The 23,450-nt window shown below is 67.9% G+C and carries 22 protein-coding genes; 16 read left to right on the plus strand and 6 right to left on the minus strand.

The genetic code is table 11. The features are described from left to right. The first annotated feature begins 63 nt into the window (after positions 1 to 63). The 7 genes from ABT061_RS21010 (at position 64) to ABT061_RS21040 (ending at position 6,699) form a co-directional block, all read left to right on the plus strand. Positions 64 to 456: a hypothetical protein gene (locus ABT061_RS21010; protein WP_350920186.1), complete on the plus strand. Its 393-nt coding sequence runs from the start codon at positions 64 to 66 to the stop codon at positions 454 to 456. Next, positions 453 to 1,979: a multicopper oxidase family protein gene (locus ABT061_RS21015; RefSeq protein ID WP_350920189.1), complete on the plus strand. Its 1,527-nt coding sequence runs from the start codon at positions 453 to 455 to the stop codon at positions 1,977 to 1,979. The genes ABT061_RS21010 and ABT061_RS21015 overlap by 4 nt, the downstream gene beginning before the upstream one ends. A 561-nt stretch (positions 1,980 to 2,540) precedes the next feature. Beyond that, on the plus strand, positions 2,541 to 3,527 hold the full coding sequence (locus ABT061_RS21020) for a helix-turn-helix domain-containing protein (protein ID WP_350920192.1): 987 nt from the start codon (positions 2,541 to 2,543) through the stop codon (positions 3,525 to 3,527). A gap of 436 nt (positions 3,528 to 3,963) precedes the next feature. Next, entirely contained in the window at positions 3,964 to 4,194 is a 231-nt protein-coding gene (locus tag ABT061_RS21025; RefSeq protein WP_350920195.1) for a hypothetical protein, read from the plus strand. Between the two features lie 2 nt (positions 4,195 to 4,196). Further along, positions 4,197 to 4,679: a Clp protease N-terminal domain-containing protein gene (locus ABT061_RS21030; protein WP_350920198.1), complete on the plus strand. Its 483-nt coding sequence runs from the start codon at positions 4,197 to 4,199 to the stop codon at positions 4,677 to 4,679. 245 nt (positions 4,680 to 4,924) lie between these two features. Further along, positions 4,925 to 5,854 (plus strand): ABC transporter ATP-binding protein, encoded by a 930-nt coding sequence (locus ABT061_RS21035; protein WP_350920201.1) that lies wholly within the window; start codon positions 4,925 to 4,927, stop codon positions 5,852 to 5,854. Further along, positions 5,851 to 6,699, plus strand: a complete 849-nt coding sequence (locus ABT061_RS21040; protein ID WP_350920203.1) for an ABC transporter permease — start codon at positions 5,851 to 5,853, stop codon at positions 6,697 to 6,699. Before ABT061_RS21035 ends, ABT061_RS21040 begins: the two co-directional genes overlap by 4 nt. Positions 6,700 to 6,938: 239 nt before the next feature. Here the strand turns inward: ABT061_RS21040 and ABT061_RS21045 are convergent, their stop codons facing one another. Then, positions 6,939 to 7,559, minus strand: a complete 621-nt coding sequence (locus tag ABT061_RS21045) for an L-threonylcarbamoyladenylate synthase (RefSeq protein WP_350920205.1) — start codon at positions 7,557 to 7,559, stop codon at positions 6,939 to 6,941. Between the two features lie 289 nt (positions 7,560 to 7,848). Between ABT061_RS21045 and ABT061_RS21050 the strand changes: the two genes are divergently transcribed. The 4 genes from ABT061_RS21050 to ABT061_RS21065 all read left to right on the plus strand — a co-directional run bounded on the left by ABT061_RS21050 (position 7,849) and on the right by ABT061_RS21065 (position 11,904). Then, positions 7,849 to 8,853, plus strand: coding sequence for a phosphotransferase family protein (locus ABT061_RS21050; RefSeq protein ID WP_350920208.1), 1,005 nt, complete (start codon positions 7,849 to 7,851; stop codon positions 8,851 to 8,853). A 20-nt stretch (positions 8,854 to 8,873) separates the two neighbouring features. Continuing rightward, positions 8,874 to 10,235 (plus strand): MATE family efflux transporter, encoded by a 1,362-nt coding sequence (locus tag ABT061_RS21055; RefSeq protein ID WP_350920211.1) that lies wholly within the window; start codon positions 8,874 to 8,876, stop codon positions 10,233 to 10,235. Positions 10,236 to 10,428: 193 nt separating this feature from the next. Then, the gene (locus ABT061_RS21060) at positions 10,429 to 11,262 is read left to right on the plus strand and encodes an SDR family oxidoreductase (RefSeq protein ID WP_350920626.1); all 834 of its coding nucleotides are present in this window, start codon (positions 10,429 to 10,431) and stop codon (positions 11,260 to 11,262) included. 213 nt (positions 11,263 to 11,475) lie between these two features. Then, positions 11,476 to 11,904: a hypothetical protein gene (locus tag ABT061_RS21065; protein ID WP_350920214.1), complete on the plus strand. Its 429-nt coding sequence runs from the start codon at positions 11,476 to 11,478 to the stop codon at positions 11,902 to 11,904. Between the two features lie 260 nt (positions 11,905 to 12,164). On the opposite strand, the gene ABT061_RS21070 is transcribed toward ABT061_RS21065, so the two are convergent. Both ABT061_RS21070 and ABT061_RS21075 read right to left on the minus strand, forming a co-directional pair. Beyond that, positions 12,165 to 12,656 carry a hypothetical protein gene (locus ABT061_RS21070; protein WP_350920217.1) on the minus strand — a complete coding sequence of 164 codons (492 nt, stop codon included), beginning with the start codon at positions 12,654 to 12,656 and terminating at the stop codon, positions 12,165 to 12,167. 116 nt (positions 12,657 to 12,772) lie between these two features. Continuing rightward, positions 12,773 to 13,219 (minus strand): MarR family winged helix-turn-helix transcriptional regulator, encoded by a 447-nt coding sequence (locus tag ABT061_RS21075; protein ID WP_350920220.1) that lies wholly within the window; start codon positions 13,217 to 13,219, stop codon positions 12,773 to 12,775. Positions 13,220 to 13,830: 611 nt separating this feature from the next. On the opposite strand from ABT061_RS21075, the gene ABT061_RS21080 reads away from it, so the two are divergent. Both ABT061_RS21080 and ABT061_RS21085 read left to right on the plus strand, forming a co-directional pair. Beyond that, entirely contained in the window at positions 13,831 to 15,369 is a 1,539-nt protein-coding gene (locus ABT061_RS21080; RefSeq protein WP_350920223.1) for a glycosyl hydrolase family 18 protein, read from the plus strand. 458 nt (positions 15,370 to 15,827) lie between these two features. Next, on the plus strand, positions 15,828 to 16,706 hold the full coding sequence (locus tag ABT061_RS21085) for a cyclase family protein (protein WP_350920226.1): 879 nt from the start codon (positions 15,828 to 15,830) through the stop codon (positions 16,704 to 16,706). A 15-nt stretch (positions 16,707 to 16,721) separates the two neighbouring features. Here ABT061_RS21085 and ABT061_RS21090 read toward each other — a convergent pair whose 3' ends face one another. Further along, positions 16,722 to 17,486, minus strand: coding sequence for an IclR family transcriptional regulator (locus ABT061_RS21090; protein WP_350920229.1), 765 nt, complete (start codon positions 17,484 to 17,486; stop codon positions 16,722 to 16,724). A gap of 125 nt (positions 17,487 to 17,611) precedes the next feature. Here ABT061_RS21090 and ABT061_RS21095 point away from each other — a divergent pair, with 125 nt between their 5' ends. The 3 genes from ABT061_RS21095 (at position 17,612) to ABT061_RS21105 (ending at position 21,767) form a co-directional block, all read left to right on the plus strand. Further along, positions 17,612 to 18,808: a CaiB/BaiF CoA transferase family protein gene (locus ABT061_RS21095; RefSeq protein WP_350920232.1), complete on the plus strand. Its 1,197-nt coding sequence runs from the start codon at positions 17,612 to 17,614 to the stop codon at positions 18,806 to 18,808. A gap of 71 nt (positions 18,809 to 18,879) precedes the next feature. After that, a complete protein-coding gene (locus ABT061_RS21100; protein WP_350920235.1) occupies positions 18,880 to 20,283 on the plus strand; it encodes an MmgE/PrpD family protein in 1,404 nt (467 codons plus the stop codon). A 20-nt stretch (positions 20,284 to 20,303) separates the two neighbouring features. Continuing rightward, complete coding sequence (locus ABT061_RS21105) at positions 20,304 to 21,767, plus strand: dihydroorotase (RefSeq protein ID WP_350920238.1); 1,464 nt, start codon at positions 20,304 to 20,306, stop codon at positions 21,765 to 21,767. A 153-nt stretch (positions 21,768 to 21,920) separates the two neighbouring features. Here ABT061_RS21105 and ABT061_RS21110 read toward each other — a convergent pair whose 3' ends face one another. Continuing rightward, on the minus strand, positions 21,921 to 22,142 hold the full coding sequence (locus ABT061_RS21110) for a hypothetical protein (RefSeq protein WP_350920241.1): 222 nt from the start codon (positions 22,140 to 22,142) through the stop codon (positions 21,921 to 21,923). Positions 22,143 to 22,152: 10 nt separating this feature from the next. Continuing rightward, positions 22,153 to 23,286 carry a class I SAM-dependent methyltransferase gene (locus ABT061_RS21115; protein ID WP_350920244.1) on the minus strand — a complete coding sequence of 378 codons (1,134 nt, stop codon included), beginning with the start codon at positions 23,284 to 23,286 and terminating at the stop codon, positions 22,153 to 22,155. Positions 23,287 to 23,450: the final 164 nt, after the last annotated feature.

The following is a 23,450-nucleotide window of genomic DNA, read 5'->3' on the forward strand; positions in this document are numbered from 1 at the left end:
GTACGAGGAAAAGCCATCTTGGAGGCGACGACCGTCAGACCCCGGATCGACAGCATGACCCGCATGGACTCCCCACCCTCCCCCGGCTGGATCATCCGGTCGTTGCGTCTGTTCGCCACCGCGCACCTGGCCGGGGTGCTCGGGCAGGCCGTGCTGGCCGGGCTGTTCGTCACCGGTGACGTGGACATGCTCACCTGGCACCGGAACAACGCCGGCGTCACGCACGTCCTGCTCTACCTCCAGCTCGGTGCCGCGATCGGACTGTGGCGGCCCGGCCGGGGGCCACTCTGGCCCGCCTGGGCGAGCGCCGGGCTCGTGGCCCTGGAGACGGCGCAGGTCGCCCTGGGCCAGGACCGGGTCATCGCCCTGCACTTCCCGCTCGGCATGACGATCTTCGGCCTCTCCGCGGTGCTGTGCGTCTGGACCTGGCGGGGCCTGCGGAGGGCCGCGGCATGACCTCGCGCAGAGCCTTCCTCGGGCTGCTGGGCGGCGCGGGCCTCGCCGTCGCCGGATGCGGGAGCCTGACCGGCGAGACCACCGGCGAGGCCCTAGCCAGCGCGCTGCCGCTGCCCAGGCCGTTCACCGTACCGCTGCCCGTCCCCGCACTCGCCCTGCCGGTACGGCCGGGCCACTACGAGGTGGTCCAGCGCGCGGCCAGGGTGGAGATCATCCCCGGCACCACGACCGAGGTGTGGGGATTCGGCGGAACCTTCCCCGGGCCGACCTTCGACCTGCGCCGCGGCGGCCGTACCACCGTCAGGGTGCGCAACGAGTTGCCGGTGCCCACCTCCACCCACCTGCACGGCGGCGTCACCCCACCCGACTCCGACGGTTACCCGACCGATCTCGTGGTGCCCGCGGGCCAGGGGTTCGGGCCACCGCCGGGAGGCCACTCCCAGCACGACCTGTCGTCGTGGACGTTCCACTCCGGGGCCAGGGACTACGTCTACCCGCTGGACCAGCGGGCCGCCACGCTCTGGTACCACGACCACCGGATGGACTTCACCGGTCCGCAGGTGTGGCGAGGGCTGGCCGGATTCCTGATCGTCCGCGACGACGAGGACGACGCGCTGCCGCTGCCGAAGGGCGAGCGCGACATCCCGTTGATGATCTGCGACCGGTCCTTCGAGGAGGACGGCTCATTCCGCTACCCGTCGCTCGACCCGAGCCTGCGGGTCACGGCGGGGGTCGAGGACGCCTACATGGAGGGGGTCGAAGGCGATGTGATCCTGGTCAACGGCGCCCCGTGGCCGATCCTGGAGGTGTCGGCCACCCGCCACCGGCTGCGCCTGCTCAATGCCTCCAACGCCCGCCGCTACCGGTTGGAGCTGTCTCCCGGCGGCCGCTTCACACAGGTCGGCAGCGACGCCGGGCTGCTGGCCGCGCCGGTGACGCACACCGCGGTCACCATCGCCCCCGCCGAACGGTTCGACCTGGTCGTGGACTTCTCCGACTACCCGGTGGGCAGCGAGGTGACCCTGGTCAACACCCTGGGGAGCGGTCCCACCAGGAACGTGCTGCGCTTCCTGGTCACTCACCGGGCCGTCGACGACAGCGCGATCCCGAAACGGCTGTCGCGGCCGGAGCCCGCCGACCGGTCCTCGGCGGTGACCACCAGGACGTTCGACTTCCGGGCCACCAGGCGGGGGCCGGGTGCCCTCTGGACGATCAACGGGCAGCCCTTCCGGCCGGGCAGCCCGCTGGCCCGCCCTCGTCTCGGCACGGCCGAGATCTGGCGCTTCACCAGCGACTTCCACCACCCGGTGCACGTGCACCTGGCCCACTTCCAGGTGCTCTCCCGCAACGGCAGGCCGCCCGCCGCCACCGACGCGGGCTGGAAGGACACCGTGGACGTGCGGCCGTACGAGGTCGTGGAGGTGCTCGTCCGCTTCGAAGGTTACCGAGGCCGCTACATGACGCACTGCCACAACCTGGAACACGAGGATATGGCGATGATGGCCGACTTCGAAGTGGTGTGACCGCTCCGCCTGGGTCTGGAGCCGCAGGTCCTGTTCGGCGCCCCGCCCCGGTGATGACCGCGACGGGGCAGGCAGGGCGGCGAAGACAGCCACGGCCAGGGCACCGCCGGTCCGGCAATTGGGGCTCAGACGCCGCCGCGGTGCCGACCCGGATGGCTGCCGGTCAAGGATCAAGCGACGGCCGCCTTGAGGTGCCTGCCACCCGCCGTACGGGCCGGCGCACGCGGACTCATATGTTCACCTGAAAATCCCCAACAAAAGGGAGCAATTCAGACAAACCTTCCAACAAATGGGGCGAAATATTCCATACACGGACTGTTCGACCATTCGTCATTCGCTTCTCGTCCCGCAACATAATTCACGAATGGTATGCCGAAAGCTTTTCCGGATATCGGCCAGCATCAGGAACGAAGGCGCCTACTAGCTGGGGTTTGTCGCGCAACGTAATTGAAAATTACGGCCCGCAAGGTCATCGGCCGGGCTATGGTTCCCCTCGAAACATTAAAAGCCCCGGCGGGTGCTCCAACACCCCCGGGACACGGCACCCGGAGCGACTTCCGAATGCGTATACACCGTAGCAACCCCAAGGCCGGTTTCACCATCCTGCCCAACGGTTTTCTCAAAAACCGGCGGCTTTCCCTCCTCGCGCGCGGCCTGCTCGCCTACCTGATGTCCTTCTCCGACAGCACCCACCAGGACATCAAGACCCTCGCCGCCGAGAACCCCGAGGGCCAGCAGGCCATCGCCAGGGCCATGCGCGAGCTGACCGCCCACGGCTACCTGATCCGCAGGCGCTTCCGCGACGAGGCCGGGAAGATGCGCACCGTGGTGGACGTCTACGACACCCCCCAGCACGACCGCCCCGACACCGACCTCCAGGTCACCTCGGCTCTCGGGAAGCCGAGCCTTGGCGAGACGAGCGCGCTCCCTACGGGAGTAAAGAAAGAACTCCAAGAAACCACCCCCTCCCCCGGCCCGGCCGCGCGACGGCGCGGCTCGGGCGAGCCCGTCTGGCCCGCAAAGCCACCCCCGGACGGCGGGGACAACGAGAGCGATGGGGATGGCGAGGATGGCGGGGACGATGGAGACGGCGGGGGTGGTGGTGGAAACGGCGGCGGGGGTGGATCCGCGGCCCCCGGCATCGCCCTCCTGACCCGCCTGGGCCGGGCCGAGCCCCGGCTGACCGTCGGCGAGACCGAGATGGCCCCTGTCCTGCCCCTCCTCGCCGAGTGGCTCGCCCGAGGCAGCACCGAGACGCAGATCCGAACGGTCCTGACCGTCGGACTGCCCGACGAGATCCGCTCACCCGCCAAACTGATCATGCACCGGCTGCGGACCAAACTGCCCGCCCCCGCGCCGATGACCGCACCGGCCAGGCTCGTGGTTCGCACCGAGTGCGACGACTGCGCACGCCCCGTACCGAACCCCGGCAGATGCCCTCAGTGCGCCGACACCCGGACCAGAAAACCCGCCCCGACCGCGGACGTGAAACGCGGCGCCACCCTCGCCCGCGAGCTGTTGAAGCGGCCACGCCCCATGGCCGCATAATCGGCATCGGCCGGGCCTAGGAACGGGGCCTCCCCGGCGGCCGACCAACATGGGGACTCGCAGGCCGGACGGCGCTTGATCGTGTTCTGGCATCCAGCTGAGAGTGAGCTTGTTCCGCCTTGGCGGGCAAGCCCTATCAGCAGCCCGTCCGTCGGCGACGTTCTGGACACCACTCGCGGCCCGCAACGGGTTTCGGTCGTGTGAGTCGGTGAAGCGGGCGGACTTTCACCCCCAAGCCCCGAACTGTCCACACAACCGGGGCAACTTCCCCCTCCCCGCGCCTGACGCATCCACAGTCTCGCCTCTCGATTCACCCCCGTTAGCGATATCCGACCAAGACTTCCCCGAAACCGTCGGGACCTCTGGATGCTTGCGATCACCCACGTTAAGCAACTTGTGTTGACTAACCCGAGATTAGTCAACTAGAGTTGCTTGCATGCCCGGTGATGAGATTCCCCCTTCCGAGGAGCCCGCTGACGCGCTGGCGGCCGTGGCGGCGTTGAGACGCCTGGCTGACCAGATAGAGGACGCCGCCGTCGAGCAGGCCATGCGAGCGGGCTGGAGCTGGCCGCAGGTCGCCGAGGCGCTCGGCGTGACGCGCCAAGCGGTCCACAAGAAACACGCCAAGCGGCTCATCGCCGCCGGCGTCACGCTGAGGAGGCGCTGACGATGGCCGCAATCGACCACTACATCAACACGATCATCGACCAGGGGGCACACGAAGCCCACACCGACGGATCGGCGACGATCGAGGCACACCATCTCCTGCTGGCGATCGCCGCCGAGCGGGAAACCACCACACATCAGGTCCTGAGTTCGGTCGGGCTCCATCATCGAGCGATCCGCGACGCGCTGAACCGGGAGTTCGAGCACAGCCTGAGCGCGGCCGGAGTCTCTCGTGCCGCCTTCGACCTCCCGCAGCCGAGCAGCGCCCCCCAACGTCCGTCGCAACTGGGGGCGTCGGTCAAACTCGCGCTCGAACGAGGCTTCGCATCCGTTGCCCGCAAAAAAGATCTACAGCCGGCGCATCTGCTGCTTGGGATCCTGCAAGCCGAGGTCGGCACCGTGCCGCGCGCGCTCGCCCTGGCGGGTATCGACCAAGCCGATCTGAAGGCGCGCGTCCTGCGGACGCTCACCGACGCGGGCAAATGACCAACAGACGCGGCTGAGGTCGTTCCATTCCCCGAGAGCAGGCCCGTAATGGCCGCCCGCACAGCGATACGCGGCGAGTCCCTCGAACGCGGGCCGCGATGCGTCGCGCGCTCGGCCGGGTCCAGCCGCGCCGAGCCTGACAGCGGGAACCCGCCCCGGCAAGGTTTCGTGAGAACCCTCCCGGGCCCTCCACCACCTCTCAGGCGCCCGCAACGCGAGGCGTGAACCACAGGAAAGGCGAGACGATGACGACGAGCGAAGTCGTGCTCGATGTCGACGGCCTGCGCATGCGCTACGGCACGACCGACGTCCTGCATGACGTGAACTTCCAGGCGCAGCAAGGAGAAGTGCTGTGCCTGCTCGGGCCGAACGGCGCGGGAAAAACCACCACGATCGAGATCATGGAGGGTTTCCGGATGCGCTCGGCAGGCCGGGTCGAGGTGCTCGGCACCGATCCGGCACACGGCGACGAGCGATGGCGAGCGAAGGTCGGGATCGTCCTGCAGTCCTGGCGTGACCATGGCAAATGGCGGGTCCGTGAACTGCTGGAGCATCTCGGTTCGTATTACGCCGCCTACTCCACCGAGTTGGTCAAACGGCCGTGGGAGGTGGATCGACTCGTCGCGGCGGTCGGCCTGACCGAGCAGGCGGACAAGAAGGCCAGGATGCTCTCCGGCGGGCAGCGGCGCCGGCTGGATGTGGCGATCGGCCTCGTGGGCCGTCCCGAATTGGTGTTCCTCGACGAGCCCACCGCTGGGCTCGACCCGGTGGCCCGGCGTGGTTTCCACGAACTCATCGAAGGCCTGGCCGACGAGGGCGAGACCACGATCCTGCTCACCACCCACGATCTGAGCGAAGCCGAGAAACTCGCCGACCGCATCCTGGTCCTCGTCGGGGGGCGGATCATCGCGGACGGTACAGCGGCGGAACTCGCACGGCAGATCGCCGGCGAGGACGAGGTGCGCTGGACTCGTGACGGGCAGAGCTTCCGGCAGTCGACCACCGAGTCGACCCGGCTGGTTTTCGACTTGTTCAAGCAGCACGGCGAGACGATCGAGAACCTCGAGGTCCGCCGGGCCTCGCTGGAGGACACCTATCTCTCCCTGGTGCACCAGGCCGAATCCGGCACGAACGAAGCAGCGGAAACGAGCAAGGCGGAAGAGGTGGCCCGATGAATCCGACCGCGATGGCGTGGCGTGCAGGCTGGTCCCGCGGTCTGATCGAGCTGCGGCAGTCGCTCACCAACGGCGGGGATCTGTTCAACCACTTCTTCTGGCCCGTGTTGATGTTGATCGCCGTGTTCTTCCTGCGAGACGTGTCCTTCGGGCAGAGCGGATTCTCCCTCGGCATCCTGGCCTTGCCGAGCATCCTCGGCATGAACGCCGCGATGTCCATGGTCAGCATGAGCCAGCAACTCACTGCCGACCGGGAGGACGGGACCCTGCTGCGTGCCAAGGCGACACCGAACGGAATGGTGGGCTACCTGCTCGGCAAGATCATCTCGGTGTCCGGCGGCCTGGTCGTCGACCTTGCGATCTTTCTGATTCCCGGCATGTTCATCATTTCCGGCCTTGCGATCAGCGACCTGGGCTCCTGGCTGACCCTGAGCTGGGTGCTGGCGCTGGGGCTGGTGGCAACCCTGCCGATCGGCGCGGTCCTGGGATCGGTGTTCGTCAGCGTACGCAGCCAGGGACTGCTCACGCTGCCGATCCTCGGCATGATCGCGATTTCCGGAATCTTCTACCCGATCACGGTGCTGCCGGAGTGGGTGCAATGGATCGCCCAGACGTTCCCGATCTACTGGCTCGGTCTCGGCATGCGTTCGGCCCTGCTGCCCGATGGCGCGGTCGCCGTCGAGATCGGCGAATCCTGGCGGCATCTGGAAACCGTCGGGATGCTGGGGGCCTGGGCCGTGCTCGGCCTGATCGCGGCGCCGATCGTGCTGCGCCGGATGGCCCGCCGGGAGTCGGGCTCCAGCGTGGCCGAGCACCGCGAGAAGGCCCTGCAGCGGATCGGGTAAGGAGCTACTACCACTGGTGCCCCCAGTACGGCGACGAGTGGCTAGGGACGTGCAGCGCGTAGCCTGCCCGGGGTCAGTGTGGACGACGCGACGCCCGGGACTTTACAAGCTGAACATTCGCAAGCCGTACTTCGACCTGATCGCCTCTGGCGCCAAGACGGTCGAGGTCCAGGTCGGCCGTGCCGGCATGCGGAAGATCCGGCGTGATCGGGAAGACGTACCAGACCTGTAGTGAAGCCTTACTCGAAGAGGGATGGGTCTCCGGTGCCCCGGCGGAGGATCTCCGGCTCGCCCTGCGAGAGGTCGACGACCGTCGTCGGGGTGGCGCCGCACTCGCCGGAGTCGATAACGGCGTCCACCACATGATCGAGCCTCTCCTTGATCTCCCAGCCCTGCGTCAGGGGCTCGGTCTCATCGGGCAGCAACAGGGTGCTCGACAGCAGCGGTTCGCCGAGTTCGGCCAGCAGCGCCTGCGTGACGACGTGGTCGGGGATCCGGACGCCGACCGTCTTCTTCCGGGGGTGCAGCAACCGCCGCGGCACCTCCTTGGTCGCGGGCAGGATGAACGTGTATCCGCCGGGGGTCGCCGCCTTGACCGAGCGGAACAGCGCATTGCTCACATGTACGAACTGGCCGAACTGGGCGAAGTCTCTGCAGACCAGGGTGAAATGGTGGTCACTGCCCAGGTGGCGGATCTCTCTGATCCGGTCGACACCCTCCTTGTTGCCAAGGCGGCACCCCAGCGCGTAGCACGAGTCCGTCGGGTACGCGATCAGCCCGTCCGCGCGCAGAAGCTCGACCACCTGGCCGATCAGCCGAGGCTGCGGATCGTCCGGATGCACATCAAGGTATTTCGTCACACCTTGAAGCTTAGAAGCGGACACTCCGTCACATGACATGCAGGCTGCCCGCAGGTGCCGAATGAACCGAAGGTCACCGTCCTCTCCTTCAACGCGGCGTCCGGTCGTCGTTCAACCGGCCGGCCCAGATCACTGCCGTCCCGGCGCCTTACGAGAGTCCGTTCATCGACTCGGCCGGGCCACGGCGCCGCACGCCGCGAAGATCCACTCGGTCGGCCCGTGGAACACCGTGCGGAGGCTGGAGAATGGACGAGCGGATCACCCCCCAACGCGACCTCGGAGAATCTTCATGAAAGCCGTGACCGACAGCGTCACCAAGAACCGGCAGTCGATCGACGGCTTGCGTGCCATGGTCGCGCGCGCCTTCGGAGATGCCCAGGTGCCCGAGGGTGAGGACTGGGTCGAGGAGTTGGGTCACGGCTGGTTCAACGTGGCCTACCGGATCCGCCTGCGAGACGGCCGGTCAGTGGTGCTCAAGATCGCGCCACCTGCCGACGTCGAGGTGATGACGTACGAGCGGAACATGATGCGCACCGAGGTGCACGCGCTGACGATGGTCCGTGAGCGCACCTCCGTACCGGTGCCCGCCGTTCTCTTCTACGACGAGAGCCACGAGCTGTGCGACGCCGACTACTTCTTCATGGAGTTCGTCGACGCCGACAATCTCGGCATCATCAAGGACCGGTTGTCCCCCGAGGTATACGGCACCTACCAAGAGGCACTCGGCGCGGCGAACCATGCCCTCAACCAGATCAAGGGCGATCATTTCGGGCCGTTGCTGGACGACACGGCGAGCGGGGCCACCTGGCGGCAGGTCTTCACCGGCATCGTCGAGGACGTCCTGCGCGACGGAGAGCGGCGCAATGTCGACATCGGCTGGGACTACGACGTCATCCGCCGGCTCGTGGCCGAGCACGCGGACTGCCTCGACGAGGTGACCGAGCCGGCGTTCGTCGAGTGGGACCTCTGGGATTCCAACGTCATGGTGCGCGACGGCGCCCTGGTGAGCATCATCGACCATGAGCGTGCGCTGTACGGCGATCCGATCATGGAGGCCGGATTCGTCGCCACCGAGACGGACGGTATGTCGAGTGACGTGGAGAGCTTCATCCGGGGCTACGGCAGCGAGCCGTTCACTCCGGTGGAAAGAACGCGGCGCCGCCTGTACAACCTTCACCTTCTGTTGATCATGGTCATCGAGACCGTCTACCGTGGGCACACGGATTCCTCGCAGTACGACTTCGCGCGGCCGCGACTGGCGCAGATCATGGAAACCTTCGGCCACCGGCGGTGACGCCTGCGGACAATCTCCGGTTGAGTCCACCCGATGGCCGCGAGGACCGGACCGCGGCCCTCGGTACGCGACCGGTCGGGCCGCTGCTCTGGAACTCCGCTTCCCAGGCGACCGTGTCGGTCGCGACCTACGGCATCTACGCGCTGACGAACGCCTGGTTCGTCTCCCGCGGCGTGGGGGCGATCGCGTTCGCGGCCGTGAACATCGTGACGCCCATCCTGTTGATCCTCGGGGCGGTGGCGACCACGGTCGGGATCGGCGGCGCGTCGCTGGTCTCCCGCAGCCTCGGCGCCGGCGACCTCCGGCAAGCCGCTCGGGCGACCGGCAACGCGTTCCTCGTCTACTGGACGACGGCCGTGATCATCGGTGTGCTGGGAGTGCTGCTGGTCGACCCGCTCCTCACCCTGCTGGGCGCCACGGACGAGACTCACGGCTACGCGCGCGACTACGCCCTGATCATTCTGGCGGGTGCGATCACGGCGACCGGTTTCTCCAGCCTGGTGCGGGCCGAGGGACGAATGCGCTTCTCGACCATGCTCTGGGTGGCTCCGGTGGTCTGTCAGATCGTGCTCGATCCGCTGCTGATCTTCGGCTTCGACCTGGGGGTTCGCGGCGCCGCGCTGGGAACGGTGGGCGGCCAGGCGGTTTCCATGGGTATGAGCCTGTGGTTCTTCTTCGTCCAGCGCGACCGCCCCTACCGCGTCACCCGCGCCGATCTGCGCCCGCACGGCCCCACGTTGCGCCTGCTGGTAGCCGTGGGAGCACCGTCCTTTCTCGGAGGCTTCGGCAACACCCTGGTCGTGGCGCTCGTCAACAACCTGCTGGTGACGCTCGGCGGCCCGGTACTGATGAGCGCCTACGCCATCTGCAGCCGGATCGGCACGTTCGTCCTGATGCCCCAGCTCGGCATCTCACAGGGGATGCAGCCGCTGATCGGATACAACGCGGGCCGCGCCCTGGCCGCTCGCGTCGGCCGCACGAGAACACTCGCCCTTCGCGCGACAGCGGTCTACGGAACGGTGGCCTGTCTCGTCCTCCTGGTGGCCGCCGCGCCGTTGACGGCGGCGTTCACCGACGATCCAGCGGTCCGGGAAGCGGCGACCCATGCCCTGCGAATCATCGCGCTCAGCTATCCCCTCGCAGGGGTGGCGACGCTCGTGTCGGCGTACTTCCAGGCGTTGGGGCGGGCACGACCGTCCTACGTGATCTCGATCGGGTCGATCGTGGCGGTCCGGGTGCCGTTGCTGCTCGCCTTCAGCCTCTTCGGAACCCTGTGGTTGTGGATCAGCTTCCCGGTGGCCGAGATCGTCGTCGCGGGAGCCGCGATGTTGATCCTGCGCCGCCTGGGGGAATCACACGGTGAGCATGTCCAGCCCTGCTAATGATCTCGAAAGGCTGTGGCCAGGTTAGGGACGGGCCGATCGCCGACCGGGATTTCCCGGGGTACACCGGAGGCATGAGGGGTCACCGAGCTGACGAAAGCCCCGGCTCACCACGCACGTCCTTGACCTGAAGTTCAGTTGAGGTTCTAACGTGCCGTAGTCATGACCACCGACCGACGACAGGGAAACGATGATGATCCTCGTAACCGGCGCAACCGGAAACATCGGAAGCGCTCTGTTGAGGCAACTACACACGTCCGGTTTCACACGCTTGCGAGGTCTGACCCGTGACGCGACACGAGTCTCATTCCCTTCGGGGGTCGAAGCCGTTGAGGGTGATCTCGCTCAGCCGGACTCACTGAAGCCCGCGCTGGACGGGGTGCGTTCGTTGTTCCTGCTGCGGGGCCTGGGCGCGGAGGCCGACGTCCTCACGGCCGCCCGGCAAGCAGGCGTGGAACACGTGGTGCTCGTGTCGTCCATCACGGTCCAGACCCATCCGCACCTGCCCGCCACCGCCGAGAATCTGGCCGTCGAGCAGTTGCTCAGGGACAGCGGCATGGCCTGGACGATCCTACGGCCGACACAGTTCGCCTCGAACACCCTGTGGTGGGCGCAGTCGATCCGCGAGCATGGGACGGTTCGAGTGCCCTACGCGGACATCGGCCTGCCCACCATCCATCCCGCGGACATCGCCGCGGTGGCCCGGGTGGCGCTGACCGAGCCCGGCCACCAGGGAAGGACGTATGCACTGACCGGTCCGGAACGGATCACCCCCCGGCGACAGATCGAGGCCATCGCCGCGGCGGTGGGGCGGGAGGTGGCCTTCGTCGAGATCAGCCGGCAGGAGGCACATCTGCAGATGGCCGCCTTCATGGGAGACCAGACCGCCGACGCGGTGCTCGATCTGATGGGCGGAGACATCAATGATGAACTGCTGAAGGTGCGCGACACGGTACCGAGGATCACCGGCTCCCCGGCCAGATCGTTCCAGCAGTGGGCTTCGGAGAATGGCGCCACCTTCCGCTAGGACCGAATAGACCACCACGCTGGGCCGGGAGTTCCCGCGCGACCCCTGGCCGATGAGCCCTTGCACGGCTCACCGGCCGCGCCTACGTTCTTAGTCGTGATCAATATGAGCCGGCGGAGACATCAGGTCCTCTTACCGGCGCTGGCGGTGGTCGCCGCTCTCGTCGCGGGATGTGGTCCGGGCCCACGTGAACAGGCGCTGAGAGCGTGCCAGGTGCTCGATTGGGACGCCGCTCAGAAGGTCTTCGGCGAGGGCACCACCATAGAGGACGAGCCCTCGGCCGCGCCGACCGCCGATCCCCTGCAGGGAATCTCATACGTCACCACACAGTGCAACTACAAGAACAGTAAAAGCACGCTGTATGCCCTTGTTCTCATGCGCACTCCGCTGACAAGCGTCGGGGTGGAGAGGAACGAGGAATTCTGCGACAACATCAGAACAGCCGACTCCCAGGACCTGGAGGGTGTCGCCGACCAGGCGGTCTGGGTTCCCGGCAAGGGAGACCTCTGTGTGTACGCCCACGGCGTGGTGATGCTGATCAGCACCAACCTGAACAACAGTGGCGGCACGGCCCTGCTCGGTGGCACCCTCGAAGGAGCGAAGAGGATAGCCGCGGAGATCATCCCCCGTATCGCGGAATGATCGCCCCCGGCGGCGGAGTTCAGGCCGCCCCGCGGGTACGCGCCCCGAGGCGGCGTGATTCCCGGCGACCATGTCCGTCTGCCGCCGATCCCGCTTCCAGCGGAGATTCTCTCCCCAGGGCAAAAGTCACCCGGAAGGCACCACCACGCCCGCACTTCCTGATCGGTGATGTCACCCGCAGACGAGCCGTCACGCGTCCCGGGAAAGCGACTCCTCCGCTGCCTGAAGAGAGCGGCTTCCCGCTGAGCCGCTTACAGTGGTCACGCCTGGGCTCCCGGGCGGACGATCATGAGGACCACGACGATCGCCCACAGCAGGTTGTAGATTCCGGCGAGCATGCTCAGGGTGCGCAACCGCTTGCCGTCGTCGGGGTTGGCGAGGGCCTCGCGTTGCTCCGGACAGATTCGCAGGGCGAGCAGACCACCGGCGGCGGCGGTGAGGACCATGGAGATATTTATCCAAATCTCGCCCATCCGGCCCTGGGTGACGGCCAAGGCGATTCCCACGACGGGCACGACGATGCCGAAGACGCCGTAGCCGCGGGTGATGCGGTGCAGCGCGACAGCCACGGCCCGGTTGCGGTCTCCCGAGGTTTCCGGCCGCGGGTTGACAGACGCGCCCGCGACGGCCGGGCTCACCGCGACACTCGCGGCGACCGGGGCATAGCGGGAGAACAGGCTTGTCGCGACGGCCGAGCCTCCGACGAACACAATGCTGGCGAGTACATGGACCGACAGCAGCACATCTTCCACGAGTTCTCCTCTCCACAGCCTTCAGAGAGCCTGAAGCTTAGCAGATGCTTCAGGCTCTCTGAAGGTGGCGGCCCAGGAATGGCACCCCTGCTGTCCGGGACGTCTCACACGTCAGATCAGAGCCGGGAGCGCCCTTCGAACGCGGCGCGTGCGGCGTCGGCGATCTGACGCTGAATCGGGTCGGCGTCCGGGCCGAACAGCCGCTCGTCCACCCCGGCCACGGCCTTCATCGCCTCCCGCATGAGACGCGCACCCTCGGGCGTGATCTCGATGGCCGAAGCGGACCCGGCGCGAGCGGTGTTGTCACGAACGAGCCCGGCCCCGGACAGCGTCTTCACCGCCGTATGAACGCTCTGTACCGTGATTCCGGACATTCGCGCCAAGTCGCTGAACGATGCGCCGGGCACGCCGGTGATGTGTCCAAGCAGGCCGAACCTGCTCACCGTCAGCCCGAGCGGCGCGAGGGCGGCGCCGAGCTCGGACTCGATCCGGTGCGCCAGCGTGAGCAGCACGATGGAGGGGCTGGTCTCCGGCGGACCTGGACGGGCGTTCTCGATTGTCACCCACCAAGTCTCCCGCACTGCCCCCCTCGGCTACGGCACCGTCGCCACCCCTTCCGTGCGGCTCTCCTTGTCACTCACAACCACGTTCCAGCTAGTGATGTTTCGCGCCCCTCTCACCACTTCCGCGGGCCGGTCAAACCGGCCGACGCCGAGGCCGAACCGAACGGCTACCGGATGCGAACCGCACGCGGGCTGGACCAGGAGAAACAGGCCGACGCCACGTTCACCCGCAACGGCTTCGTCGATCAGGAACCGGCGGACACAGGAACTCCCCCTCGACCAGGCTCTCGGCGAGCAGCACGTGCGCCGGCCCGTTGAACGGGGCGGCGCACGTGCTGCTCGCCCCCACCTCTCGGAAGTTAATTAATAGGAAACTTAACTGACAATAACCTTAACGATCAGGCGGGGGTCAAGTTATGATGCCGACAGCGCGCCGCTCAGACGTTCCGGTGTCAACCTGGTACCGCTCCGGGGCGCCGATCAAATTCATCCCGATGGTTCATTGGAACTACTGCTCACGAGCCCTCTCCGTCCCCGCGGTCTCGTAACCCCCCACAGCGTCATGATTCCCGGTGCTTTCGTACCCCGGGCGACAGAAGGGCTGTTCCCTCATGAAGAGAACCCCCCGCCTGCTGGCGCTGGCAGTCTCGTTACTGCTGGCGATCACGGGCGTCCTCATCACGCAGACATCGGCTCAAGCGGCCAATCTGCTGGTGAACGCGGACTTTGAGACCGGAAGTCTCTCCCCCTGGTCCTGCACCGGAGGGCTGGGGTCGGTGGTCGGCTCCCCCGCCCGCTCCGGTACGAAGGCACTCGCCGGCGCGGCGAGCGGCTCCGACAACGCCAAGTGCTCCCAGTCCGTGAGCGTCCGGCCGAACACGGCCTACACCTTGACCGCCTGGGTCCGGGGCAGCTACGTCCACCTTGGCGTGTCCGGCGGCGAGTTCCGCTGGACCTCGTCGGCGACGGCGTACACGCAGCTCAGTGTCCCCTTCACCACCGCGGCCAACCAGACCACCGCCACGGTCTACCTGCACGGCTGGTACGGGCAGGGCACCTACTACGCCGACGACGTCAGCTTCGACGGGCCCGGAGGCACCCCCACTCCTACACCGACTCCCACGCCGACTCCCACGCCGACGCCGACTCCCACGGTCACGCCCACGCCGACTCCCACGGTCACGCCGACCGGAAGCACCTGCGCCGTGAAGTCGAGGCCGACGGGCAAGGTCCTCCACGGATACTGGGAGAACTGGGACGGCGCCGCGAACGGTGTGCACCCACCGCTCGGCTGGATTCCGATCACCGACCCCCGCATCACGGCCCACGGCTATAACGTGATCAACGCGGCGTTCCCCGTCATTCGTTCCGACGGCACCGTCCTGTGGGAAGACGGCATGGACTCCACCGTCAAGGTCGCCACCCCGGCCGAGATGTGCCAGGCCAAGGCCGCCGGCCTGACGATCCTGATGTCCATCGGCGGGGCGACCGCAGGCATCGACCTCAGTTCCAGCGCCGTCGCCGACCGCTTCGTCGCGACCGTCGTGCCGATCCTCAAGCAGTACAACTTCGACGGCATCGACATCGACATCGAGACCGGCCTCACCGGCAGCGGCAACATCAACCAGTTGTCCACGTCCCAGGCCAACCTCATCCGCATCATCGACGGCGTGCTCGCCCAGATGCCCGCCAACTTCGGCCTGACCATGGCCCCCGAGACGGCGTACGTCACCGGTGGCAGCGTCGTCTACGGCTCGATCTGGGGCTCGTACCTGCCGATTATCAAGAAGTACGCCGACAACGGCCGCCTCTGGTGGCTGAACATGCAGTACTACAACGGAAGCATGTACGGCTGCTCCGGTGACTCGTATTCCGCGGGCACGGTTCAGGGGTTCACCGCCCAGACCACCTGCCTGAACAACGGCCTGGTCATCCAGGGCACCACGATCAAGGTTCCCTATGACAAGCAGGTTCCCGGTCTGCCCGCCCAGCCCGGAGCCGGAGGCGGCCACATGACACCCTCCCTGGTGAGCCAGAGCTGGAACAGCTTCGGCGGCAGCCTCAAGGGGCTGATGACCTGGTCCATCAACTGGGATGGATCAAAGGGCTGGACCTTCGGCGACAACGTCAAGGCACTTCAGGGACGCTAGTCCTTCGACCGCCCAGCCGGTCCGCAGAGCATGGGTCCGGCTGGGCGGTCGAGGCTGACGCGTCCGCGGGGGTGTGCAGGCTCCCCGTGACTCTCGACGTCGCCGGAGAGCGGCTTGCCGAGAAAGGACGAGCCCGGATCTCGAATTCGAGATCCGGGCTCGTCCTTTTGAGCCGCGCCTGGCCAGGTCCGGGCCGCCACCGGATCGTTGCCACGGTGCGGCCGGATACGGCCAGAGTCGGGTACGGTCGGCCGACGACGGCGCGGCGTCGAGCACTTCGATCCGCACGGCGCTCTCGATCTTGGGCGAGTTTCTCCGGAGCGTACGGGTAAGCCCTCATCCGTGCTCCCTCTTCCATAACCGGCCCAATCGTTCCTATGACCGGAACATCGTTTCATGTTTGGGCCCATCCGTGCCAGACTGCAGGGGCGGACCCCCCAAATAAGGAGAAACCGGTCATGGCCGAGCTGAGTCTTGAACACGAGGGACTGATGGCACACGAAAGATCGACAATGCCCGGCGGGCTGCTGGACATCATGCGGCGAGGAGTGCGGATCTTCGACCTGTCCCAGCCGCTGGAGCCTGGCATGCCCACCTCGCCGAACCATCCCGGGTTCAAGATGGCGCTGATGCGGCGGCACGGGGACATGGTCCGCCCGGACGGCGGCTCGGCGTCCAACGAGATGTTCATGATGGGCGGCCATGTGGGCACCCATGTCGACGCCCTGTCGCACGTGTCGCACAACGGCCTGCTCCACGGCGGCGTCGAGGCGGAGGGAGCCCAGCGCGGCGGGCGGTTCACCGTGCACGGCGCCGAGACGATCCCTGCCATGTTCTGCCGGGGCCTACTCCTCGACGTGGCGGGCGCGCACGGTTTGGACACGCTTCCCGGCGGGCATCCGATCGGCCCCGAGGACCTTGCCGCAGCCGCCGCGCGGGCCGGTGTGACAGTGGAGCGCGGAGACGTGGTGCTGGTGCGCACGGGCTGGGCGCGTAACTGGCACGACGCCGAGGCATATATCGGTCACAACAGCGGCGTGCCCGGTGTCACCGAGGAGGGGGCGACATGGCTGGCCGAGCGCGGCGTGGTGGCCACCGGCGCGGACACCACCGCCTATGAGCACATTCCGCCCGGCCAGGGCCACCGACTGCTGCCCGCTCACCGCGTTCTGCTGGTGGAGCACGGCATCCACATCATCGAGCATCTGCGCCTGGAGGATCCCGCCGCCGCCGGAGTGGCGGAATTCCTCTTCGTGCTCGCGCCACTGAAGATCGTCGGCGGCACCGGTGCGCCCGTACGCCCGCTGGCCGTCGTCGAGACATCCGCCTTGGCCTAGACCGTGAGCCGCGGATCAGGACATATACCCCAGCCGACCGGAGACGCGAGCGGTGGCCTTGACCAGCGCGGCGGCACAGCCGTCGGCCTCGTTCCTGAACCGCTCAAGAGGTCCGCAGACGCTGATGACGGCGAGCGGGCGCCCCGCGTGGTCGAAGACCGGGGCCGCCACCGAGCCCGCGCCGGGCTGGCGCTCACCGTAGGAGACCGCGTAACCCACCTGGCGGATGTGCTCCAGCTGCTCCCGCAGCGTGGTCCGCTCGCCGGAAGCATGACGCGAGAGATAGCCGTCCCGCTCGGTGTCCGGCAGGAAGGCGAGGAATACCTTGGAGGAGGCCCCGATGTGCAGGGGATACGGCACACCGAGCGTCACCGACATGCGGACCTCGCGCGCGGGGGTGACCTGCTCCACGTAGATCCGGCCACTGCCGCTGCGCACCGAGAGCGTCGCGGTCTCCCCGGTCTCAGCCGACAGCGCCGCGAGCTCCGGGGCGGCGACGCCCCGGATGTCGATGCGGTCGAGGTAGGCGAGGCCCAGTCGCATCGACATCACGCCGAGCGAGTATCTACGCGTCTCCTCGTCCAGCTCGATCAACTGACGGCTGCGCAGCGAGGCGAGGATCCGGTGCACGGCAGCCTTGGAGAGGGACAGCCGGTCGGCGATCTCGGTGACGCCCAGGGTAGGCGTGGCCGACTCGGCGAACAGCACGAGCACGTCGGCCGCCCGCTCGACCGTCGATGCGGTCTGACTCGTGGGCTGAGCCGGGTCGTCTTCGGACATGGGCTGACTCCGTTTCCACAGGGGCTCAACAGATCTTCGCATCGGGCCGCGCGTCGTGCACGCCATCAGCATCTCAGTATATTTCGGAACAATATTCCAAAAAAAGGAACATTAGGAGGCCCCGCATGGCCAGTGGCCCTCTGGACGGCGTCGTCGTCCTTGACATCGCCACCCTTTTCGCCGGACCACTCGCCGCCACGATCCTCGGCGACTACGGTGCGGACGTCATCAAGGTCGAGCACCCGGCCAAGGGCGACCCTTCACGGTCGCACGGCCCGGCCAAGGACGGCGTGGGGCTCTGGTGGAAGATGCTCTCCCGCAACAAGCGGGCGGTGACCTGCGACTTCGGCCGGCCCGAGGGGGCCGCGCTGCTGCGTCGGCTGGTGGAGCGGGCCGATGTGCTGATCGAGAACTTCCGGCCCGGGACGCTGGAGCGCTGGGGCCTGTCCCCCGCCGAGCTTCACGCGATCAACCCCGGCCTGGTCATCGCCCGGGTCACCGGGTTCGGACAGGAGGGGCCCTATTCCCGGCGGCCCGGCTTCGGCACGCTGGCCGAGTCGATGAGCGGCTTCGCGGCGATCACCGGCGAGCCCGGCGGCCCGCCGACCCTGCCGCCCTTCGGCCTGGCGGACGGCATATCGGCCCTGGTCTGCGCCAACGCCATCACCATGGCGCTCTACCACCGCGACCACGGCTCCGGCCAGGGCCAGGTGGTGGACCTCGCGATCATCGAGCCGCTGCTGACCATCCTCGGCCCGCAGCCCCTCGCGTTCGACCAGCTCGGCGAGGTGCCGTCACGCACCGGCAACCGCTCGATCAACAACGCCCCGCGCAACACCTACAAGACCCGCGACGGCAAATGGGTGGCGGTCTCGACCTCCTCCCAGAACATCGCCGAGCGGGTGATGCGCCTCGTCGGCCATCCCGAAGTCATCGACGAGCCGTGGTTCAAGGGTGGCAAGAGCCGCGCCGAGCACGGCGACGAACTGGACGCCCACGTGGGCGGCTGGATCGCCGCCCGCGATGTCGCCGAGGTGGTCTCGGCCTTCGAGAAGGCCGAGGCGGCGGTCGCCCCGATCTATGACATCCGTGACGTCTTCGCCGACCCGCAGTACCAGGCGCTGGACTCGATCACCACGGTCGAGGACCCCGACTTCGGGCCGATCAGAATGCAGAACGTCTTGTTCCGCCTGTCACAGACACCAGGCTCGATCCGGTGGACCGGACCGGCGCTCGGCGCGCACAACGACGAGGTGTACGGCGAACGCCTCGGCATGTCGGCCGGGGAACTGAGCGGGCTCCGGGACCAGGGTGTGATCTAGTGACCGCCTTGCCCCCTGGTCCGCATAGTGGTACAAGGTTACAAATATCGGAACAATCTCTGGAGAAACCGGTGAGTGAGAAGACCCTCGCGGAGCGGATCGCCGCTTTCGCGGCGGCCTGCCGCTACGACGAACTGCCCCCCGATGTGACCGACAGCGTCCGCAGCCGGGTCCTCGATATCCTCGGCCTCTGCCTGGCGGCCAGGGGCCTGCCCTCCAGCCAGGCGGTGCTCGGATATGTCACCGACCAGGGCGGACGGGGCGACAGCCATGTGATCGGTGAGCCCGAGCCCGTGCCCGCCGCGCTCGCGGCGCTGGCCAACGGGGTGCTCGCCCACTCGCTCGACTACGACGACACCCATCTGCCCTCGGTCCTGCACCCCAGCGCCTCGGTGGTACCCGCCGCACTGGCCGCGGGCCAGCTCGCCGGCGCCTCGGGCCGGGAGACGATCGCGGCGATCGCGGCCGGCCTGGAGGTGTGCGTGCGGCTCGGCATGGCCGGCTACGACAGGAAGGCCGGAAACTCCACCTTCTTCGAGTACGGCCAGCACGCCACATCGATCTGCGGCACGATCGGCTCGGCCGTGTCGGCGGCCATGCTCCTCGGCCTGGGCGAGGAGGGCGTCCGAAACGCGATCGGCGTGGCGGCCTCCATGTCCTCGGGGATCATCGAGGCCAACCGCACCGGCGGCACGGTCAAGCGCACGCACTGCGGCTGGGCCGCGCACTCCGGGGTGACGGCGGCCCAGCTCGTCCAGCGGGGCATCACCGGACCGCCGACCGTCCTCGAAGGCAGGTTCGGCTTCTTCACCGCCTTCCTGCGCGGCGAGTTCGACGCCGAGGAGATCACCCGCGGCCTGGGCACCGTATGGGCCGTACCCGGCATCTTCTTCAAGCCGTACCCGGCCAACCACTTCACCCACACCGCCATCGACGCGGCCCTGGCACTGCGGGCGCGGGGGCTCGACCCCGGTGAGATCGAGTCGATCACTCTCGGCGCCCCCTCGCCGGTCATCCGCACCATCGGCCAGCCGATCGAGCACAAACGGCTGCCGGAGACCGGCTATCAGGCCCAGTTCAGCGGGCCGTACGCCGTGGCGGCGGGACTGCTCGGCGGCGGCGGGTTGGGCGTGGGCCTCGACGACTTCACCGACGAGCTGGCCCGCGACCCGCGGCGGCGGGCTCTCATGGCCAAGGTCGAGGTGGTCGCCGACGAGCGTTGCGACCAGATCTTCCCCGAGCAGTTCCCCGCGGTTCTGTGCGTGCGCACGGCCGACGGCCGGAAGTGGACCGAGGAGGTGCTCGCCAACCGGGGCGGCCCGCAGCGCCCACTGTCGGAGGAGGAACTCGGGCTGAAATTCCGCGACAACGCGGGCCGTGCCCTGTCCTCCGAGGCGATGGACCGCATCGAGGACGGCATACGCCGTATGGCGGAAATGAGCAACCTGAACGACCTGCTGCGACAGGTCTCCTGATGGATCGAGTGGAGGCGACGATGGAATCCCTGGACCTCGTGGTGAAGAACGTCCGGGTCGTACGGCACGACCGGCCCGAGCCGGAGACCCTCGACATCGGGGTGTCGGACGGGCGGATCGTACGGCTCGCGCCCGGCATCCCCGTGACCGAGGCGACCACCGTGGTGGACGGCGGCGGCAAGCTGGCCTTCCCCGGTGTCGTGGACGCCCACCAGCACTGGGGCATCTACAACCCGCTGGCCGAGGACACCCGCAGCGAGAGCCGCGCCTGCGCCCAAGGCGGGGTGACCACTGCACTGTCCTACATGCGCACCGGCCAGTACTACCTCAACAAGGGCGGTGACTACGCGGACTTCTTCCCCGAGGTCCTGTCGATCTCCGAGGGCAACGCCCACGTCGACTACGCCTACCACCTGGCCCCGATGTCGCGCCGCCACATCGAGGAGATCCCCGACCTGGTCGAGAGATTCGGCGTCACCTCTTTCAAGATCTTCATGTTCTACGGTGGCCACGGCCTGCACGGCCGCTCCGCCGACCAGCGCTCCTTCCTGATGACGCCCGAGGACGAGCGCTACGACTACGCTCACTTCGAGTTCGTCATGCGCGGCGTGCAGGCCGCGCGTGAGCGCTTCCCCGACATCGCCGACCAGATCTCGCTGTCGCTGCACTGCGAGACCGCCGAGATCATGACGGCCTACACCAAGATGGTCGAGGAGCGCGGAGGGGTACGCGACCTGCGCGCCTATCACGAGTCCAGGCCCCCGCACTCCGAGGGGCTGGCCGTCTCGATCGCCTCCTATCTGGCCCACGAGACCGGTCTGCCCACCGTCAACCTGCTGCACCTGACCTCGCGCAAGGCGTTGGAGGCGGCGCTGCGGATGAGCGTGGCCTTCCCCCACATCGACTTCCGCAGGGAGGTCACCATCGGCCACCTGCTCGCCGACGTGGACACCGCCTCGGGGCTCGGCGGCAAGGTCAACCCGCCCCTCCGGCCCCGTGAGGACGTCGAGGCGCTGTGGGAGTACGTCCTGGACGGGCAGGTCGACTGGGTGGTCAGCGACCACGCGTGCTGCCGGGAGGAGGCCAAGTTCGGCGAACCCCGCGACGATGTGTTCGTGGCCAAGTCCGGCTTCGGCGGCGCGGAATACCTGTTGCCCGGCCTGATCACCGAGGGCCGCCGGCGCGGCCTGCCCTATTCCGAGATGGCGCGGCTGCTGTCCTGGAACCCCGCCAGGAGATACGGCCTGGCCGGCAAGGGTGCGCTCGCCGAGGGCTACGACGCGGACCTCTGCCTGGTGGATCCGGACGTGAACTGGACGGTGCGGGCGGCCGAGTCGGAGTCCACGCAGGAATACACCCCCTTCGAGGGCTTCGAGCTCGGCGCGCGGGTCACCGACACGTTCGTCCGGGGCCACCACGTGCTGCGCGGCGGCAAGGTCGAGGGCGATCCGCAGGGCCGCTACATCTCCCGCACCGGCGCCTGACCCGCTGGAACTCGTGCTCCCGCCCGCCGTGACCGGGCGGGAGCAGGGCCGCCGCGTCTCTCCTGCCCCGGCACCTGAGCACTGGGGTGCCCCCATCCCGATGCCGCCCGCCGGTGAATCCGGCGGGCGGCATCGGGATGGGGGCGGCCGGACTCAGTCCAGCAGGGGGCTCAGCACACGGGCGACGGTGGCCTCGGCTTCGGCCCACACGCTTTCATCGGTCCCCTCGGTGAGCACGGCCAGCCGGGACCGCACCTGCACCAGCTCGAAAATGAGATTGCAGTTGATTTCCAGTGACGCTTCCATGTCCGGGGTCAGAAATCCGTCGGTCGGCAAATTCACCGCTGCGCCTTTCTCGTCGTCTCGTTCGTTCATTGGTTCGCGCCTACTTACGGGCGGTGAGCAGCGCCCACGGAGTGGACCAAATGTGCCGGTCCACCTTTTCCGGCGCGCCGGGCGGGGCGAAACCGCGCACGGTCACGTCGTCGAAGCCCGCCGCGCGGGCGAAGGAACCGAACTCACGCGCCCGGAAGGCATTGATGTACGGCTCGCCGGTGATCTCGCTGTGGTAGGCGCCGAGCACGTCGCGGAACGGATCGCCGATCAACCTGGTCTCCAGGGCGACGAACACCCCGCCGGGCCGCAGCACCCGCCTGGCCTCACGCATGGCCCCTTCGATGGACGAGAGCGGCATCTCGTGCAGCACCATCGAGACCACCACGAGGTCCGCGCTTCCCTCGGGGCCGGGCAGCGCCTCGGCGTCCGCCTGAACCCAGTCGACGGCCAGTCCCTCCTCGGTCGCCATCTTGCGGCCGAGCCGCAGCACGGGCAGCGACAGGTCCACGCCGGAGACCTGTGCGTCGGGATAGCGGCGGGCCAGGGAGAAGGTGGTCTTGCCGAACCCGCAGCCCACATCGATCACCCGGCGCGGCGCGAGATCCTCGGGGATCGCGGCGGTCAGAGCGTCGTGCAGAGCCGAGGGCGCACGCCGGCCCGCGTGCACGAGACGGGCGCCGAGGGCGTAGACGAGCGCGCCCCGGTCGTCGCGCCAGATGCCGCCGTCCTGGCGGTGGAAGTCGTATCCCGTGTAATACGCGGGCGCCTGGAAGCCCTCCGGCACGGTCAGCGAGCCAAGGTCGTCTTCGCGCTCGTCGAGGAGGTCCGGCCGCTCGGCGAGCCGCTCGTCGGCCATCCGCCCGACCTCCTCCCAGATGCGCAGGTGGATGTAACGATCCATCCAGAGGAAGCGATCGCGGCCCGGCAGCGCGTCGATGACCTCTCGGGCGGCCTCGAAGGACCGCGGCTCGGGGTCGCCGGCGGCCTCGGCGTAACGCTCGGCCAGCCGGGGATAGAGCGTGCTCATCCAATAGCGGCGCAGCCCCAGCAGCGTCGCGGCCCGGGGCACCTCGTGCTCACGCCAATCGAGGAAGTCACTCACCTTCGCCTGCGGCACAGGCACGGGCGGGATCTCGGTCTCGCTGGGCAGCGCCATCTGTCCTCCGATTATCTGCTTCACCATTGTTCCTCTCAGGGGAACAATGCGCTATCCACTCTGCTGGAAACTAACACCGCTTACGGACAGCCCACAACCAGCCCTCGACGACACAGCCACGAATAAGGTGCCCTAATGTCTGGTTATCCTCTACCCAACGCTCGCTCCAGCTGGCAGTATCCATTCCGACC

Origin of the sequence: Streptosporangium sp. NPDC002544, from assembly GCF_040295965.1 — a bacterium.
Taxonomy (GTDB): Bacteria; Actinomycetota; Actinomycetes; order Streptosporangiales; family Streptosporangiaceae; genus Streptosporangium.